This window comes from Streptomyces sp. NPDC033270 (genome assembly GCF_055576575.1).
Genome location: NZ_JBVIRA010000004.1, coordinates 26,610 through 44,951 on the forward strand (window position 1 = coordinate 26,610; position 18,342 = coordinate 44,951).

Sequence of the window (18,342 nt, forward strand, 5' to 3'; positions counted from 1 at the left end):
CGCTCCCCCCCCCCCCCCCCCCCCCCCCCCCCCCCCCCCACCCCCCACCACCCCCCCCCCCCCCCCCCCCCCCCCCCCCCCCCCCCCCACGGCCGGTGTTCCAGGCCCTCGCCGTTCGGCCGGATGCGCCTTGGGCGTATCCGCGAAGTCCCGCCTGGCCCCGCCCTACGGGCGGACGACGGTACCCCGCGGGCTCCCCTAGCTCCGCCGTCCCCGACCGCCCCGGTCGCCGTCGTCGCCCGCGCCGCCGTCCGCGTCGTCGCCCTGGTGCGGGCCGAGCAGCTCGTCGGCGAGCGTCGGCAGGTCGTCCAGCGGGGTCTCCTCCGCCCATTCGGGGCGGGGGCGGCTGCGCTGCGGGGGCTGGGCCGGGCGGCCCGTCGACGGGTCGACCTGCGGGAGTTCACGGGTTCGCTCCACGCCCGACTCGGCGGCGGAGGAGCCCCCGGCCTCCTCGTTCGGGGCTTCCTTGCGGAACATCCACGGCGGAACCCGGTCTGCGGGGTCACCCTCCCGTGCGCCATCGGAGTGTCCGTCCGGCCGTACGGGTGGCAGCACGGTGGTCTGCTCCGCGTCGGAGCCGTGGCTCCCCCGCCCGTCCCGCTCCTCGCGCACCGAAGGCAGCACGGCCGTCTCGTCCGCCGCGCCGGACGCCTCGCCGCCCCGGGGCGCCTCGGACCACGACAGCGACTCCGTACGCTCCTGGTCCGATCCGGAACCGGCGGAGGCGTCCGCCGAGCCGTCCTCGCCCAGCCGCTTGCGCAGATCGGCCACCGGCGTCTCCGCGGTGGGCGCCTCGGCCTCCGCGCGGGCCCTGGCCTCCGCCGCGGCCGCCGCCTCGGCCGCCTCCACCCGCGCCTGCTCGGCGCGCAGCAGGGCCTCCTCGGCCTTGCGCTGCTTCTCCAGGCGGCGCTCCTCGGCCTCCTGGCGCAGCCGTGCCTGCTCCTCGTGCTGCTTGCGCAGCCGCTCCTGCTCGGCCTGGCGGGCCCGCTCCTCGGCCTCGCGGCGCTGCCGCTCCTCCTCCGCCGCCTGGCGGGCCTCCTCGGCGCGCTGCCGGGCCTCGGCCGCCTGCCGGGCGGCCTCCAGCGCCTTGGCCTGCTCGGCCTCCTGGCGCTTGCGCTCCTCTTCCTCGGCGCGGAGCTTGGCGAGCTGCTCCTGGCGCTCACGCTCCAGGCGCTCCTCCTCCGCCTTGCGCGCGGCCTCCGCCTCGGCCCTGCGGCGGGCCTCTTCCTCGGCCGCCTTACGGGCCTCGGCCTGCGCCTTGACCTCGGCCTCGGACAACGGGAGGACCTGGTCGAGGCGGTGGCGCACGACGGTGGTGACGGCCTCGGGCTCCTGCCCGGCGTCGACGACCAGATAGCGCGCGGGGTCGGCGGCGGCCAGGGCCAGGAAGCCGGCCCGCACCCGCTGGTGGAAGGCGGCGGGCTCGGACTCCAGCCGGTCCGGTGCCTCGGTGAAGCGCTCGCGGGCGGTCTCGGGGGAGATGTCGAGGAGCACGGTCAGGTGCGGGACCAGGCCGTCCGTCGCCCAGCGGGAGATCCGGGCGATCTCCGTGGGCGCGAGGTTGCGCCCGGCGCCCTGGTAGGCGACCGAGGAGTCGATGTACCGGTCGGTGATGACGACCGCGCCGCGCTCCAGGGCCGGCCGGATGACGCTGTCGACGTGCTCGGCCCGGTCGGCGGCGAACATCAGCGCCTCCGCACGGTCCGAGAGCCCGGACGTCGAGACGTCCAGGATGATCGAGCGCAGTCGCTTGCCGATGGCGGTGGCGCCCGGTTCACGGGTCACCACGACCTCGTGGCCCTTGGCGCGGATCCACTCGGCGAGCGCCTCGACCTGGGTGGACTTGCCGGCGCCGTCGCCGCCCTCCAGGGCGATGAAGAAGCCCGTGGCGGCGGGCGTCTGCGACGGGTCGCCGCCGCGCAGCGCCTCGCGCAGATCGCGCCGCAGCGACACGCCCTCGCGGTCGTCGAGCTTGCTCAGGACCCAGGCGGCGACCGGCAGCAGCAGCGCGCCGACCAGCATCAGCGTGTAGGCCGCGCCCCCGTAGGAGAAGTCGAAGGTGGCGTTGCCGAGGTGGTGCGGACCGATGGCGGCCGCGAGCAGGGGCGAGACGATGGCGGCCAGTGCGATCGCGAGCCGTACGACGGCCTGCAGATGCTCGGTCGTCCGGGCGGTGCGGGACTCCTCGGACTCCTGGTCCAGCAGGGTGTGCCCCGTATTGGCGGCGATGCCGGCGGCGACGCCGGCCAGCAGCGCGAGCACCACGACCGTCGTCACGTCCGGCACCAGGCCCATGGCCAGCAGCGCCAGGCCGGTGGCGGCGACCGCCAGGGCGAGCAGCCGGCGCCGGGAGAGCGCGGGCAGCACCCGGCGGGCGCCGCGGATGCCGACGGCCGTACCGCCGGTCAGCGCGAGCACCAGGAGCGCGAAGGTGGCCGGTCCGCCCGACAGGTCGTAGGCGTGGAGTACGGCGAGCGCGACGGCCGCGGCGATCCCGGCGGCGACCGCCGCGCAGGCCAGCACCAGCAGCGGGATCGCCCCCGTACGGCCCTTGTCGCCGCCCGGCCGGGCACCCTCCGCCTTGTCAGCGGTGGCCTTCGGGCGGCGCAGCCCCTCCAGGGGGGACCTCGGCCGCGGCGTCTGCGTACCGGGAAGCTCGATGAAGTAGAGGATCGACACGGAGGCGGCGAACAGCCCCGCGGCCACATAGGAGCCGAGCGCGACCTGGTGGAGGTCGAACCAGTCGATGCCGGTGCCCAGGAGCTTGCTGAGGAGCGTGACGACCACCAGGGCGGCGGCCGCGATCGGCAACGAGACGAACGTGGTGCGCAGCGAGAGCCGGCGCAGGGCGTCCATGTTGTCCGGGAGCGGCCGCACCGCGGCGCCCTCCGGGGGCGGGGCGGGCAGCAGTCCGGGGGCCGCGCTCTCCCGGCAGACGGTCCAGAAGCGTTCGGCGACGCCGGTGACGAAGACCGTGACCAGCAGCCAGGCCAGCGCGTCGGCCGGCGTCCAGTCGATCCACAGCGGGGCGATCACCAGCAGCGCGAGCCGCAGCACATCCGCGCCGATCATCGTCCAGCGCCGGTCCAGCGGCCCGGAGGGCGCCGTGAGCGCCGAGAGCGGCCCCAGCAGGACGGCCCCGAAGAGCAGCATCGCCAGCATCCGGGCCGCGAAGACCGTGGTGACCGCCAGGGCGATGCCCCGATAGCCGCCACCGAAGACGGCCTCGCCCCCCACCGGTACGTACAGCGCCGCCTGAAGGGAGAGCACTATCAGGACAAGCATGGACAGGGCATCGCCGATGCCCCCGACAAACTGGGCGCTCCACAGTCGCTTCAGAGGGGGGAAGCGCAGCAGGGCTCGCACCGCGCGCTCGCGGGAATCCGCCGCCAGGGCGCCTGAAGTGGGGGTCACGACCGTTGGCTGCTCGGTACGCGTCATCTCGCCAGCCTATAGGGACGGTCCGCGCCGTCGGGCGCCTGCCCGAACAAACGGGCGGGCTCGACGGAACACGTCCGTCTTGCCCGCCCTTGTCCTGCGCCCGGAGCCGTCCGGCACGGTCTCAGTCGTCGGCCGACGCCGCCGTCTTCTTGGCCGCCGCGGTCTTCGCGGTCGCCTTCTTGGCGGTCGTCTTCTTCGCCGTGGTCGTCTTCTTGGCCGCGGTCTTCTTGGCGGTCGTCTTCTTCGCCGTGGTCGTCTTCTTGGCCGTCGTCTTCTTCGCCGCCGTCTTCTTGGCGGTCTTCTTCGCCGGGCCCTTGGCGCGCTTCTCCGCCAGCAGCTCGTAGCCGCGCTCGGCGGTGATCGTCTCGACGTCGTCGTCCCGCCGCAGCGTCGCGTTGGTCTCGCCGTCGGTGACGTACGCGCCGAAGCGGCCGTCCTTGACCACCACCGGCTTGCCGCTGACCGGGTCCGTGCCCAGCTCCTTCAGCGGCGGCTTGGCGGCGGCCCGCCCACGCTGCTTGGGCTGGGCGTAGATCGCCAGCGCCTCGTCGAGGGTGATGGTGAAGAGCTGCTCCTCGCTCTCCAGGGAGCGCGAGTCGGTGCCCTTCTTCAGGTACGGGCCGTAGCGGCCGTTCTGCGCGGTGATCTCGACGCCCTCGGGGTCCTTGCCAACGACCCGCGGCAGCGACATCAGCTTGAGCGCGTCCTGAAGGGTCACCGTGTCCAGGGACATCGACTTGAAGAGCGAGGCGGTACGCGGCTTGACCGCGTTCTTCCCGGTCTTCGGGGTGCCCTCGGGCAGGATCTCGGTGACGTACGGGCCGTAGCGGCCGTCCTTGGCGACGATCTCGTGGCCGCTGACCGGGTCGGTGCCCAGCGCGAAGTCACCGCTGGGCTTGGCGAGCAGCTCCTCCGCGTACTCCACGGTGAGCTCGTCGGGCGCGAGGTCGTCGGGGACGTCGGCCCGCTGGTGGCCCTCGGAGTCCTTCTCGCCGCGCTCGATGTACGGGCCGTAGCGGCCGACCCGCAGCTTGATGTCGTCGCTGACCGGGAACGAGGAGATCTCCCGGGCGTCGATCGCGCCCAGGTCCTCGACCAGCTCCTTCAGCCCGCCGAGGTGGTCGCCGTCGCCGTTGCCGGCGTCCGAGGCGGCCCCTTCGGCCTCGCCCTCGCCGAAGTAGAAGCGCCGCAGCCACGGCACGGCCTGCGCCTCGCCACGGGCGATGCGGTCGAGGTCGTCCTCCATCTTGGCGGTGAAGTCGTAGTCGACCAGACGGCCGAAGTGCTTCTCCAGGAGGTTGACCACCGCGAAGGAGAGGAACGACGGGACGAGCGCGGTGCCCTTCTTGAAGACATAGCCGCGGTCCAGGATCGTGCCGATGATCGACGCATACGTCGACGGGCGGCCGATCTCGCGCTCTTCCAGCTCCTTGACCAGCGTGGCCTCGGTGTAGCGGGCCGGCGGCTTGGTGGCGTGCCCGTCGGCGGTGATCTCCCGCGCGGCGAGCGCGTCGCCCTCGGCGACCTGCGGCAGCCGGCGCTCGCGGTCGTCCAGCTCGGCGTTGGGGTCGTCGGCGCCCTCCACGTAGGCCTTGAGGAAGCCGTGGAAGGTGATGGTCTTGCCGGACGCGGTGAACTCGGCTTCGCGGCCGTCGGCGGCCTGGCCACCGATCTTGACCGTGACGGAGTTACCGGTGGCGTCCTTCATCTGCGAGGCGACGGTCCGCTTCCAGATCAGCTCGTAGAGCCGGAACTGGTCGCCGGTCAGCCCGGTCTCGGCCGGGGTGCGGAAGCGGTCGCCGGAGGGGCGGATCGCCTCGTGCGCCTCCTGGGCGTTCTTGACCTTGCCGGCGTACGTGCGCGGCTTGTCCGGCAGGTAGTTCGCGCCGTACAGGTGCGTCACCTGCGCCCGGGCCGCGGCGACCGCGGTGTCCGAGAGCGTGGTGGAGTCCGTACGCATATAGGTGATGAAGCCGTTCTCGTACAGCTTCTGCGCCACCTGCATGGTCGCCTTGGCGCCGAAGCCGAGCTTGCGGCTGGCCTCCTGCTGGAGGGTCGTCGTGCGGAACGGGGCGTACGGCGAGCGGCGGTAGGGCTTGGACTCCACCGAGCGCACCGCGAAGTCGGTGTTCTCCAGGGCGGCGGCGAGCGCGCGGGCGTTCGCCTCGTCCAGATGGAGCACGTCGTTCTTGAGCTGCCCGTTGGGACCGAAGTCACGGCCCTGGGCGACCCGGCGGCCGTCGACGGTGTTCAAGCGGGCGGTCAGGGTCGACGGGTCGCTCGCGTCACCGGCCCGGCCGGTGGAGAAGGTGCCGGTCAGGTCCCAGTACTCCGCGGAGCGGAAGGCGATGCGCTCGCGCTCCCGCTCGACGACCAGCCGGGTCGCGACGGACTGCACACGGCCGGCCGACAGCCGGGGCATGACCTTCTTCCACAGGACCGGCGAGACCTCGTAGCCGTAGAGGCGGTCGAGGATCCGCCGGGTCTCCTGGGCGTCGACCAGCTTCTGGTTGAGGTCGCGCGGGTTGGCGACGGCCTCGCGGATCGCGTCCTTGGTGATCTCGTGGAAGACCATCCGGTGGACCGGGACCTTGGGCTTGAGGATCTCCTGCAGATGCCAGGCGATGGCCTCGCCCTCGCGGTCCTCATCTGTGGCGAGGTAGAGCTCGTCGGACTCGGCCAGCAGCTCCTTGAGCTTCTTGACCTGGTCCTTCTTGTCGCTGTTGACGACGTAGATCGGCTGGAAGTCGGCGTCGACGTTCACGCCGAGGCGGGCCCAGGGCTCGCCCTTGTACTTCGCCGGGACCTCCGCCGCGCCGTTGGGCAGGTCGCGGATGTGCCCCACGCTGGCCTCGACCACATAGCCAGGGCCGAGGTAGCCCTTGATCGTCTTCGCCTTGGCAGGCGACTCGACGATGACAAGTCGGCGGCCGCCGCCCTCTGTGGCTTCGCTGGTCGGGGACAACTTCGCTCTTCTCTCCGGTCGACGCTGGGATTGCTCCCCGGCCGGGACGCCGGGGCGCACTGCGGTGACGCTTGACGCTGCGGAGTGTGACGGTACCTCCCGCCCCCGTGTCAAACGGAAAAACCCCGCAACGCCACTCGAACGGTAACCCGACTACATGGCTTCATGCCGCCCGGACCGCATCAGCCGCTCTTCACGGGCCCCGGAGCGGGTCGGATGGATCATGGCGGGTCCGCGGCGGTTCCCGGCGCCCTCCCCGGTCGACCTGCGCACCCGCTACCGGCGGCCCGCCGATGATCTCGCAGAGTGACGGGCCGCGTGCGGGTACACAGGTGCGCCCGGTGTCCCCGCCGCCGCGCCGACGGCACCGGCGACGGTCACAAGGCGGCGCCAGATCCCGTCATCACCTTGATACGGCATGTGAGCGGGCTGGCAGGATGGGCGCAGGACGAACACACGGCACGGCTCACCGCTCGAGCCGAGCGCTGCCGTGGTCACGCAGACACTCGGGGGGACATCACCCATGGCGAACCAGTACCCCGGACCGCCACCGGAGCAGCCCGGCCAGCCCGGCCAGAATCCGTACGCCACACCTGCCGGCGGCCAGCCCGCCGACTCCGGCTACGGATACCCACAGGGCGGCCACCCCGGCGAGCCCGGATACGGCTATCCGCAGGCCGGCTCGCAGCCGCCCCCGCCCGGTTTCCCGCCGAGCGCTCCGCCGCCGCCGGCGCCCGGCGTGTTCCAGGCCGCGCCCCAGGCCGGCGGGATGTCGCTGTCGCTCGGGGACATAGCGGTGAGCGGCGACACGATCATGACACCGGCCGGGCCGATGCCCCTCAAGGGCGCCATCTGGACGGCGACGGACATGTCGCGGACCGAGGAGAAGATCCCGGCGCACGCAGTCGTCCTCGCCATCGTCTTCTTCCTCTTCTGCCTGCTCGGCCTGCTGTTCCTGCTGATGAAGGAGCGGGTGACGACCGGGTTCGTGCAGGTCACGGTGAACAGCGGGGGCCGGCACCACTCCACGATGATCCCGGTGCAGTCGCGCGAGCAGGTGATGTTCGTGCTCAACCAGGTCAACTACGCCAGGTCGCTGAGCGTGTGACCCCCCTGGAGCCCGCTCAGCCGCCCACCGGGGCGTCGATCCGGAGCCGCACCCTGCGCCGGGCGTCGATCGCGCTCGGCGTGGGCGGGGCGGGGGCCGTCTACCTCTGGCACACCAATCCGCACCAGCCCGGACAGGCGCTGCTCGCCTGCCCGTTCAAGTGGTGCACCGGGTTGCTGTGCCCGGGGTGCGGCGGGACGCGGATGGCGTACGACCTGATGCACGGCGATGTCGTCGCGGCCTTCCACGACAACGCCGTGCTCCTCACCCTGGGCGTGCCGGCCGTGGCGTTCGTCGCCGTGCGCTGGCTGGTCGCGGGGCTGCGCGGGCGGGCCCACCGGATGCGGCTGACGGCCCGGACCAACGCCGTGGTGCTCGGCATCGGCGCGGTGTGGATGGTCGCCCGCAATCTGGTGGGGTAGGGCGTGTCCGGCGGCCGCGGGGCGCGCCGCGCGGAGCGCGCCCCGGCCGTCCGCCGGACGTGCGTGGACGGTCTCGACGTCAGCGGACGGTGACCGCGACCACCGGCGAGATGGTGCTGCCCGCGGCTATGCGGAGCTGGTTGGCGCCCTTGATGCCGAGCTTGACCCGTACCGAGTACGCGCCGCTCTTGTTGACCGGGGCCTTCGCGGGCAGCGACACCCACTTCGTGCCCTGCTTCTGCTGGACGGTGACGTTGCTGCCGGCCTTGATGCCCTTGGCGACGCCGGAGATCCGGAACTCCTGCCAGGCCTTGACCGAGTTCACGCTGGCCTTGGCGGTCAGCGAGGCGGCGGCCGGGGCGGAGGCCACGACCGGCTTGGCGGTGTGGAGGTCCTGCGGCGCGGCGAAGGCGGCGGCCGAGCCGCCGGCCAGCAGGGAGACGGCGATGACGCCGACGGTGGCGTAGCGAAGTGCACGGTTCATGGGAGTTCCTCACTGACGGTGTAGGGCCGTTGGCGACCTTCACCGAGGAACATGGCCAGGGGCCTGCCGGCGTTCCACGTAACGGCACATATCGGCCATCTGTCGGCCGGCTGTTACAGAACTGTCCGGAAGCACACGGAGCGATCTGTCGGGGTGGCTCATCGGCGCGGCAGCAAGGCGGGCCGCGAGGGCGGCTACAGCGTGGCCAGCAGCCAGCCCCCGGTGGCCAGGAACGCCACTCCTGCCAGCAGCGCCGCCAGGGCGGCGACCGGCCGGCTGACGCCCTCGGCGACCGGCTGGCCGGTCCGTGCGCAGACTCCCGTCCACACCAGCAGTCCGGCGCCGAACAGTGCGAAGGCCGCACCGGCGAACACCTCGGGTCCACTCTCCATGCGGGCAGCGTGACACCCCAGGACGGCATCCGGGCGAACACCGGATGAACGACTTCCGCCTGTCCCGTACGGACCCGCTCACCCGGGCCCCTGCCTCAGCCCTCCCCTGGCCTGCGGCCCTTCCGTTCCTCTCTTCCGGCCGTCAGTCGGCCTCGGCCACCGGCTCCAGGAACCCCTGCTCGACCAGCATCCGGATGGAGGCCGGTGTGCGGTCCCGCAGCAGGACCGGGTCCTCGCCGACGAGTTGGGCGATGGCGTCGAGGATCCGCCCCGCGGGCAGCGAGCCGTCGCACACCCCGGCGAAGCCCGCACCGACGGTGTCCACCTTCGTCGCCCTTCGCATACCGCGGTTCTGACGGAGCACCACATGCTCGGGGTCCTCCGCGCCGGGCAGCCCGACCTGCTCCTGGACCACCTCGTCGGCCAGCCGGAAGTGGCCGGCCAGCAGCGCCGCGTCGTCGGTGGCCCGCAGAAAGTCCTGGCGGTCGAAGTGCCCCACGACCGACTCCCCCAGCGGCTGTTCGACCGGATGCGGCCACTCCTCGACCGTGATGGACGGGGTGTCGGATCCGGACTTGCGCAGCGTGATCCAGCCGAAGCCGATGGCCTTGGTCTTGCGCGCCTCGAACTCGTCGAGCCAGGCGTCGTACCGCGCGGCGTACGCCCCGGCGTCGGCGCGGTGGTCACCGGCATCGCGCAGCCACAGCTCGGTGTACTGGGTGATGTCCTGCACCTCGCGCTGCACGATCCAGGCGTCGCAGCCGCGCGGCACCCAGGAGCGCAGCCGGTCGTGCCACTCCTCGCCCGCCACATGCTGCCAGTTGGCCAGCAGCTGGCAGTAACCGCCGTCGTTGAGGTGCGCGGCGGACTGCTGGACCAGCGTCCGGCACAGGTCGTCGCCGCCCATGCCGCCGTCCCGGTAGGTCAGCCGCGCCCCGTCGGACGCCAGAGGCGAGATCACGAACGGCGGGTTGGACACGATCAGGTCGTACGTCTCGTCGCCGACCGGCTCGAACAGCGAGCCCTCGCGCAGGTCCGCCGCGCCCGCCCCGGAGAGCGCCAGCGTCAGCGCGGCGATCCGCAGCGCGCGGGGGTTGAGGTCGGTGCCCGTGACCCGGGTGGCGTGCTGGGCGGCGTGCAGCGCCTGGATGCCGGAGCCCGTACCGAGATCGAGCGCCTTGGCGACCGGCCGGCGGACCGTGATCCCGGCGAGGGTCGTGGAGGCGCCGCCGACGCCGAGCACCAGCTGCGCGCGCTCGGCCTCCCCGGCGCCCCGGATGCCGCCGGCGCCGCCGACCGCGCAGCCCAAGTCGGAGACGATCCACCAGTCCTGCCCCTCGGGGCCGCCGTACGGGCGTACATCCACACGGGCGCGCAGTTCGTCGCCGTCCTGCACCAGCCAGCCGTCGGCGAGGCAGTCCTCGACCGGCAGCGCCGCCCGCGCCCGCCGCAGCTCCACCGGACGCTGGAGCAGGAAGAGCCGTACCAGCGTCTCCAACGGGCTGTCGCCGCGGGTCGCCCGCAGCGCGGGAACGGTCTCGCTGCGGGCCAGCGCGGCGTAGGCCGGGGCGCCGAGCAGGTCCAGCAACCCGTCGGCAGTGAAGGCGGCGGCCAGCAGCGCCTCGCGCAGCCGGGCGGTGCGGGCGCTGCTCTCGGGGTCCTGGGCATCTGCGGTGGGGAGGTGCGTACTCACATCCCCCATTGTCGGCCCTGCCACTGACAATCGGCGACGGCCCGGCGCCACGCCCGCCTCGGGCGCGTCGCCGGGCCGTACGGATCCGTTGCCGATCCCTGCACGCCGGACCGGTTCCAGGCGTCGTACGCCGGCCGGATTCTAGGACTTCTTGGGCGACGGGGCCCCGGATACACCCTGGCTGCTCTGGCAGCCCGACTGGCCGGCCATCGCCGTGCCGACCTCGCCGGACTCCAGCTTCTTGAAGGCCGCCTCGCTCTGCTTGTTGAGTTTGTTGATGCCGCTGGACAGATCGCGCAGACCGTCCGCGAACTTGAGTTTGTCCTTGGTGTTCAGGCCCTCGACCTGCTTCTTGAGGTTCGCGTATCCCTGGGAGAGCAACTTGAGCTCCGTGACGGCGTGCTTCTGCGCCTCGGGGTTCTCGCCGGGCGGTGGCCCGGCCTTGTCCAGGTTCTTGGCCAGCGTGGCGTAGGCGTCGGAGATCTGCTGGAACGCCTTCGAGTCGGTCTGCTGGACCTTCTTGGAGTCCGTGCTGCCATTGTCGGCAGTCTGCATGGCGGCGTTGGCATCCTGGATCTTCTTGAACTGAGCCTGCGCAGAGTCGCAGAACGTCTTCGCCCAGTCGTTGAGCTTCTTGCTGTTGTCCTCGCTGCAGCCGGTCAGCGCGAGCACCAGTGCCGCACCGCCGGACAGTGCAGCCACAAGCTTCTTGTTCACCGGATTGGTCCCTTCCATGGCTCTCGGCCCCGGAACATACACGCCCAAAGGGCCTGGCCCATGGGTCGGGCATTGCCTCCGCCCCTCATTGCAGCCATTTGCACCAAGGACCTCAGGGCCACCCGGGCAGCCGAAAGGGCGGGTGGCCGGCGCGTGTGAAAAACGCCGTCCACCCGCCCAGTTGAGCGGTCCGCGAGCCTTTCGAAGGTGCTCGGCCCGTTAGGACGCCACGGCCGTCTTGGCCGATTTGGCGATGCTCTCCGAGTCTTCGGAGTTGCCTTCGTCACCTACGGCGATTCCGCGCCGCTTGGAGACGTAGACCGCGCCGACGATGACGGCGATCGCCAGCACCGCGACCACGAGCCGTACGCCGAGGCTCTTGTCCTCGCCGTACGAGAACTTCACCACAGCGGGCGCGATCAGCAGCGCCACCAGGTTCATGACCTTCAGCAGCGGGTTGATGGCCGGGCCCGCCGTGTCCTTGAACGGGTCGCCGACGGTGTCGCCGATGACCGTCGCCTCGTGCGCCTCGCTGCCCTTGCCGCCGTGGTGGCCGTCCTCGACCAGCTTCTTGGCGTTGTCCCACGCACCACCGGAGTTGGCGAGGAAGACCGCCATCAGCGTGCCGGTGCCGATCGCGCCCGCCAGGAACGAGCCGAGCGCGCCGACGCCGAGCGAGAAGCCGACCGCGATGGGGGTGAGCACCGCCAGCAGCCCGGGGGTGGCCAGTTCGCGCAGCGCGTCCTTGGTGCAGATGTCGACGACCCGGCCGTACTCCGGCGTCTCGGTGTAGTCCATGATCCCGGGCTTCTCCCGGAACTGCCGGCGCACCTCGAAGACCACCGCGCCCGCCGACCGCGACACCGCGTTGATCGCCAGCCCGGAGAACAGGAAGACGACCGAGGCGCCGAGGACCAGCCCGACCAGGTTGTTGGGCTGCGAGATGTCCAGGCTGAGCCCCATCCCGCTGGCGGCGCTGCCGACTTCGCGTACGGCGGTGGCGATCGCGTCCCGGTACGAGCCGAAGAGCGCGGCGGCAGCCAGTACGGCCGTCGCGATGGCGATGCCCTTGGTGATGGCCTTGGTGGTGTTGCCGACCGCGTCCAGGTCGGTCAGCACCTTCGCGCCGTCACCGGTGACATCGCCGGACATCTCCGCGATGCCCTGCGCGTTGTCGGAGACCGGGCCGAAGGTGTCCATCGCCACGATCACGCCGACCGTGGTCAGCAGGCCGGTGCCGGCCAGCGCCACCGCGAACAGCGCCAGCATGATGGAGGCGCCGCCCAGCAGGAACGCCCCGTAGACCGCGAGGCCGATCAGCACCGCCGAGTAGACGGCCGACTCCAGGCCGATCGAGATGCCGGAGAGGATGACGGTGGCCGGGCCGGTCAGCGAGGTCTTGCCGATGTCCCTGACGGGCCGCCGGTTGGTCTCGGTGAAGTAGCCGGTCAGCTGCTGGATCAGCGCGGCGAGCACGATGCCGATGGCGACCGCCACCAGGGCCAGGATCCGGGGGTCGCCGCTGCGGCCGAGGATGTCCGGGTCGGTGACGCCCTTCAGGTCCCGGTAGCTGGACGGCAGGTAGGTGAACACCGCGGCGGCCACCAGGAGCAGCGAGATGGCCGCGGAGATGAAGAACCCGCGGTTGATCGCCGTCATGCCACTGCGGTCGCTGCGCCGGGGCGCGACGACGAAGATGCCGATCATCGCGGTGACCACACCGATGGCCGGGACCAGCAGCGGGAAGGCGAGCCCGGCGTTGCCGAAGGCCGCCATGCCCAGGATGAGGGCGGCTACCAGGGTCACCGCGTACGACTCGAAGAGGTCGGCCGCCATACCGGCGCAGTCCCCGACGTTGTCGCCCACGTTGTCCGCGATGGTCGCGGCGTTGCGCGGGTCGTCCTCGGGGATGCCCTGCTCGACCTTGCCGACGAGGTCGGCGCCGACGTCCGCGGCCTTGGTGAAGATGCCGCCGCCGACCCTCATGAACATGGCGATCAGTGCGGCGCCGAGGCCGAAGCCCTCCAGCACCTTGGGCGCGTCGACCGCGTACACGAGCACCACACAGGACGCGCCGAGCAGGCCCAGCCCCACGGTGAACATGCCGACGACGCCACCGGTGCGAAAAGCGATCTTCATGGCCTTGTGCGAGACCGCCGTAAGATCCTTTTCCCGTTTATCGCCCTCGGCCGGAGTGGCCTCCCGGGCGGCCGCCGCCACCCGCACATTGGCGCGGACCGCGAGCCACATGCCGATATAGCCGGTGGCCGCCGAGAATCCGGCACCGATCAAGAAGAAGGCGCTGCGTCCGGCGCGCTGCGTCCAGTTGTCCGCGGGCAGCAGCATGAGCAGGAAGAACACCACGACGGCGAATACGCCGAGGGTCCGCAACTGCCGTGCCAGGTAGGCATTCGCGCCTTCCTGCACGGCCGCCGCGATCTTCTTCATACTGTCGGTTCCCTGGCCGGCCGCGAGCACTTGGCGAACCAGCACCGCCGCGACAGCCAGCGCCGCCAGGGCGACCACGGCGATCACCAGCACGATGCCGCGATTGCCTGCCGTCAGCGAGGGCCCGGCCAGAAAAGAGGGGGTGTCAAGCAACTGAGGGGTGTAAGGCCCCGCCATTCGTCCTCCTTGACGTTTGGCACATGGGCGCGCGGAAGCACGCTCAGGCGTCCTGAGCAAGATGTGGACGGATTGTAGGGAGCCGCCGTTGATCAAAACAGGGCGCGTCAAAGGGAATTCGCCGGTAGCGGCGAAGATCAAAAGGCTGGCGGCACACGGAATTCGCCCGGACGAAGGAAAGGCGCGAATTGGCTGACCGCGGCCCGATGATCTCGATGTCGTACTGATCGTCAATTGCCCGCCCATTGATCGCCGCTGCTCAAAGGGGGCGGTCCCGGCACCCGGGCCGGTTGTGGCGGGCGTGACGGCGGGGAGAATTGAGCCGCTCGGACGCGGCCGATCGGGTGACCCGGGACGCGCGGGTCACCACCCGACGCCCGCCGAGGGACGGTGATAGGCCGTCAGATCGAGTCCGGATCGCAACGCATGGGTGGGCGGGTGGTGTGCCCGGGGGGGGAGGCGGGCCGAGGTCCTGCGGGGTGCTGCGGGCGGGTTCGCCTGGGGGGCGCTCCTGGGGGTCGTCAGCGGTACCCGGGCGGGCCGCCGGGATCGGGGCCAGGACTTGGGGCCGGGGCCGTCAGGGCGGGGTGGACGGGCGCACCGGCGCGTCAGCGGTGACGCGAGGGGCAGCGTGGACGGACGGGCGTACCCGCGCGTCCGCGGTGATGCGAGGGGCCGTCTTCAGTGATGCCGTGGTCGGCCTGCGGTGATCACGTGGCTCGGCGTCGGTGATGGCGAACCATCGGACTCGGGCCCTGCCGAAGCCGCCGGCACCAGGTACGGGGCCGACAGGCACGCTCGCGTACGGCTGGCGCGCTCGCATACGGCTCGCGCGCTCGGCGCCAAGGCCGGCGCCCCTCTACGCGCCCAAGCCGGCGCTCCCGCGCTAAGGCAGGACGGCGGCTGTCGTCGTGGGCCAGGTCATGCGGATCATCCCGCCGTCCTTGCCGGAGGTCACCTCGACGTCATCGACCAGCCCGCTGATCACGGCGAGGCCCATCTCGTCCTCGCCCTCGGCGTCGCTCTCCGCGACGCTCTCGGCCTCGTCGGAGCCCCGCGCACCGGCCGCCCCGGGGCCGCCGGACACCCCGTCGCCCACCTCGATCGAGAACTTCTTCTCGTCCTCGATCAGCAGCACCCGCACCGGCGCCGAGATGTCATGGCTCTCATGCAGCCCTACGGCCCGGCTGCAGGCCTCACCGACGGCGAGCCGCACCTCGTCCAGCACGGCCTCGTCCACCCCGGCGCGCCGGGCCACGGCAGCTGCGACCAGTCGCGCGGTACGGACATGCTCGGGAAGGGCGCTGAAGCGAAGTTCGACGGTGGCCATGCCATCCCCCTCGATATGCGGGCGTGCGGCGCAGGGGGCCGGACACCGGTCCGGTACCCCCCACTACTTCCTCCCCCGCACCGGCTGGCACGGGGGCACCGGCAAGCCGTCAGTCAGTGGCTGCGACGGCTTCGTCCACCGAGGTGTGAATCGGGAACACCTTGGTCAGGCCGGTAATACGGAAGATCTTGAGAATGCGCTCCTGGTTGCAGACCAGGCGCAGCGAGCCCTCATGGGCACGCACCCGCTTGAGCCCGCCGACCAGCACGCCGAGCCCAGTGGAGTCCAGGAAGTCGACACGTTCCATGTCCACCACGAGGTGGTAGCTTCCGTCGTTCACAAGCTCGACCAGCTGCTCCCGCAGCTTGGGCGCGGTGTATACATCAATCTCGCCACCGACCTCGACGACCGTACGGTCGCCAACGGTCCGGGTCGACAGGGACAGGTCCACGGATCCTCCAGCACCTTGCTATCGAGCGGTCGCCCCCCTGGGGCCTCCCCACCGAAGGTAGGGGCGGATCTGGCAGCCGCAATGGCATTCAATCACTTACCAGTAGGCGTGCACGACGCCCTTTGAGCATTGTCCGTCACTCCGGTGACACACTCGGTGCCGATGGCCTCCAATCGACTCCCGCCGGATGCGGGCGCGCGTCCTTCCCCAGGCATGATTCTCGAACGTCTCGCCCGGGGCGCGACCCGCGCTGCGCGCATCACTCATACGGAGCACTTGCCCCCGCGCATCGGCAGCCATGCCGACTGGCCGGAACAGATCCGACCGGAAGTGATCGACGCCATCCGTTCGGCCGGAATCGATCGACCCTGGGCCCACCAGGCACGGACATCCGAACACGCACTGCGCGGCGAGTCGGTCGTCGTCGCCACCGGCACCGCCTCGGGCAAGTCCCTGGCGTATCTCGCACCGGTCCTCTCCGCGCTCCTGGACGGCTCCGAGGCTCCGAACGGGCGGGGAGCCACAGCCCTGTATCTGGCCCCCACCAAGGCGCTGGCGGCCGACCAGCGGCGCGCCGTACGCGAGCTGGCCGCCCCTCTGGGCACCGCCGTCCGGCCCGCGGTCTACGACGGTGACACCCCCGTCGAGGAACGCGAATGGGTCCGCCAGTACGCCAACTACGTCCTGACCAACCCCGACATGCTGCACCGCGGCATCCTGCCGTCCCACCCCCGCTGGTCCTCCTTCCTGCGGGCGCTGCGCTATGTCGTCATCGATGAATGCCACAGCTATCGGGGTGTCTTCGGCTCCCATGTCGCGCAGGTCGTCCGCCGGCTGCGCCGCGTCTGCGCCCGCTACGGCTCCGAGCCGGTCTTCCTGCTCGCCTCCGCCACGGCCGCCGAACCGGCCCAGGCCGCGACCCGGCTCACCGGTCTGCCCGTGGTGGAGATCACCGAGGACACCTCGCCGCGCGGCGAGTTGGTCTTCGCGCTGTGGGAGCCGCCGCTGACCGAGCTGCACGGCGAACAGGGCGCGCCGGTCCGCCGTACCGCCACCGCCGAGACCGCGGACCTGCTCACCGACCTCGCCGTCCAGGGCGTACGCACCGTCGCCTTCGTACGCTCCCGGCGCGGCGCCGAGCTGATCGCTCTGATCGCCCAGGAACGGCTCGCGGAGGTCGACCGCTCGCTGCCCGCGCGTGTCGCCGCCTATCGGGGCGGCTATCTGCCCGAGGAGCGCCGCGCCCTGGAACGCGCCCTGCACAGCGGGGATCTCCTCGGCCTGGCCGCCACCACCGCGCTCGAACTGGGCGTGGACGTCTCCGGCCTCGACGCCGTGGTCATCGCCGGCTATCCCGGCACCCGCGCCTCCTTGTGGCAGCAGGCGGGGCGCGCCGGGCGCGCCGGGCAGGGCGCGCTCGCCGTGCTCGTGGCCCGCGACGACCCGCTGGACACGTATCTCGTCCACCACCCCGAAGCCCTCTTCGACCAGCCCGTCGAGTCGACCGTGCTCGACCCCGACAACCCCTACGTGCTCGCCCCGCACCTGTGCGCGGCCGCGTCCGAACGCCCCCTCACCGAAGCCGACTTCCCGCTTTTCGGGCCCGCGACCGCCGGGCTGATGCCGCAGCTGGAGGCCGCGGGCCTGCTGCGCCGGCGCGCCACGGCCTGGCACTGGACGCGTCGCGAGCGGGCCGCCGACCTCACCGACATCCGCGGCCAGGGCGGCTCGCCGATCCAGGTCGTGGAGGCCGGCACCGGGCGGCTGCTGGGCACCGTCGACGCCGCCGCCGCGCACACCACCGTCCACGACGGCGCGGTCCACCTCCACCAGGGCCGCACCTACGTGGTCCAGCACCTCGACCTGGACGACGACGTCGCCCTCGTCGAGGAGTCCAGCCCGCCCTACTCGACGACCGCCCGCGACACCACGGCCATCGCCATCCTGGAGACCGACACCGAGGTCCCCTGGGGGGACGCCCGGCTCTGCTTCGGCTCCGTCGAGGTCACCAACCAGGTCGTCTCCTTCCTGCGCCGCAAACTCATCACGGGGGAGGTCCTGGGCGAGGCCAAGCTCGATCTGCCGCCCCGTACGCTGCGCACCCGCGCGGTGTGGTGGACCGTCACCGAGGACCAACTCGACGCCGCCCGCGTCAATCCCGAGCAGCTGGGCGGCGCGCTGCACGCCGCGGAGCACGCCTCGATCGGCCTGCTGCCGCTCTTCGCCACCTGCGACCGCTGGGACATCGGCGGCGTCTCGCTCCCCCTGCATCCGGACACCCTGCTGCCGACCGTCTTCGTCTACGACGGCCACCCCGGCGGCGCCGGCTTCGCCGAACGCGCCTTCCACACGGCCGCCGACTGGCTCACCGCCACCCGCACCGCCATCGCGTCCTGCGAATGCGAGGCCGGCTGCCCCTCTTGCATCCAGTCCCCCAAGTGCGGCAACGGCAACGACCCGCTCCACAAGCGGGGAGCGATCCGCCTGCTGGCAGAGCTGCTGCGGGGAGCGCCGGAGGGAACCCGGCCGGGGGCGTAGCGGTCCCACGGCGGCGTCCGTGGCGAGCCGGTGGTGGCCCCTACCGGACGGCCGCGCCCCGCCCGGCCCAGTCCGGGCTCCTGCCGGATCTCCACGCCCCAGCCGCCCCGCCGACCCCGCGGGCGCCGGCCCGGACCCCGCCGGACCGGCGCGCGCCCGCACCCGCGAGGTGAACG

The 18,342-nt window shown here is 72.0% G+C and carries 12 protein-coding genes; 3 read left to right on the forward strand and 9 right to left on the reverse strand.

All coding sequences use genetic code 11. The annotated features are described in order from the left end of the window. Positions 1 to 198 precede the first annotated feature (198 nt). Both tmk and topA read right to left on the reverse strand, forming a co-directional pair. Positions 199 to 3,441, reverse strand: a complete 3,243-nt coding sequence (tmk, locus tag ACZ5XZ_RS08235; protein ID WP_468975375.1) for a dTMP kinase — start codon at positions 3,439 to 3,441, stop codon at positions 199 to 201. Positions 3,442 to 3,562: 121 nt separating this feature from the next. Then, positions 3,563 to 6,406 (reverse strand): type I DNA topoisomerase, encoded by a 2,844-nt coding sequence (topA, locus tag ACZ5XZ_RS08240; RefSeq protein WP_468975376.1) that lies wholly within the window; start codon positions 6,404 to 6,406, stop codon positions 3,563 to 3,565. Positions 6,407 to 6,929: 523 nt separating this feature from the next. Here topA and ACZ5XZ_RS08245 point away from each other — a divergent pair. Then, positions 6,930 to 7,514 (forward strand): hypothetical protein, encoded by a 585-nt coding sequence (locus ACZ5XZ_RS08245; protein ID WP_468975378.1) that lies wholly within the window; start codon positions 6,930 to 6,932, stop codon positions 7,512 to 7,514. Next, positions 7,511 to 7,936 carry a DUF2752 domain-containing protein gene (locus tag ACZ5XZ_RS08250; protein WP_468975380.1) on the forward strand — a complete coding sequence of 142 codons (426 nt, stop codon included), beginning with the start codon at positions 7,511 to 7,513 and terminating at the stop codon, positions 7,934 to 7,936. The genes ACZ5XZ_RS08245 and ACZ5XZ_RS08250 overlap by 4 nt, the downstream gene beginning before the upstream one ends. A gap of 79 nt (positions 7,937 to 8,015) precedes the next feature. On the opposite strand, the gene ACZ5XZ_RS08255 is transcribed toward ACZ5XZ_RS08250, so the two are convergent. From ACZ5XZ_RS08255 to bldG, 7 genes are all read right to left on the reverse strand, one after another. Beyond that, positions 8,016 to 8,420 (reverse strand): hypothetical protein, encoded by a 405-nt coding sequence (locus tag ACZ5XZ_RS08255; protein WP_468975382.1) that lies wholly within the window; start codon positions 8,418 to 8,420, stop codon positions 8,016 to 8,018. A 194-nt stretch (positions 8,421 to 8,614) separates the two neighbouring features. After that, entirely contained in the window at positions 8,615 to 8,812 is a 198-nt protein-coding gene (locus tag ACZ5XZ_RS08260) for a hypothetical protein (protein WP_468975383.1), read from the reverse strand. A 142-nt stretch (positions 8,813 to 8,954) separates the two neighbouring features. Then, positions 8,955 to 10,514 (reverse strand): DUF7059 domain-containing protein, encoded by a 1,560-nt coding sequence (locus ACZ5XZ_RS08265; RefSeq protein ID WP_468975385.1) that lies wholly within the window; start codon positions 10,512 to 10,514, stop codon positions 8,955 to 8,957. 132 nt (positions 10,515 to 10,646) lie between these two features. After that, the gene (locus tag ACZ5XZ_RS08270) at positions 10,647 to 11,222 is read right to left on the reverse strand and encodes a small secreted protein (protein WP_468975387.1); all 576 of its coding nucleotides are present in this window, start codon (positions 11,220 to 11,222) and stop codon (positions 10,647 to 10,649) included. Between the two features lie 219 nt (positions 11,223 to 11,441). Beyond that, positions 11,442 to 13,847 (reverse strand): sodium-translocating pyrophosphatase, encoded by a 2,406-nt coding sequence (locus tag ACZ5XZ_RS08275; RefSeq protein WP_468975388.1) that lies wholly within the window; start codon positions 13,845 to 13,847, stop codon positions 11,442 to 11,444. A gap of 886 nt (positions 13,848 to 14,733) precedes the next feature. Then, a complete protein-coding gene (locus ACZ5XZ_RS08280; protein WP_468975390.1) occupies positions 14,734 to 15,177 on the reverse strand; it encodes an ATP-binding protein in 444 nt (147 codons plus the stop codon). A gap of 109 nt (positions 15,178 to 15,286) precedes the next feature. Then, positions 15,287 to 15,628 (reverse strand): anti-sigma factor antagonist BldG, encoded by a 342-nt coding sequence (bldG, locus tag ACZ5XZ_RS08285; protein ID WP_004571875.1) that lies wholly within the window; start codon positions 15,626 to 15,628, stop codon positions 15,287 to 15,289. 162 nt (positions 15,629 to 15,790) lie between these two features. Between bldG and ACZ5XZ_RS08290 the strand changes: the two genes are divergently transcribed. Continuing rightward, on the forward strand, positions 15,791 to 18,166 hold the full coding sequence (locus ACZ5XZ_RS08290) for a DEAD/DEAH box helicase (RefSeq protein ID WP_468975392.1): 2,376 nt from the start codon (positions 15,791 to 15,793) through the stop codon (positions 18,164 to 18,166). Positions 18,167 to 18,342 lie beyond the last annotated feature (176 nt).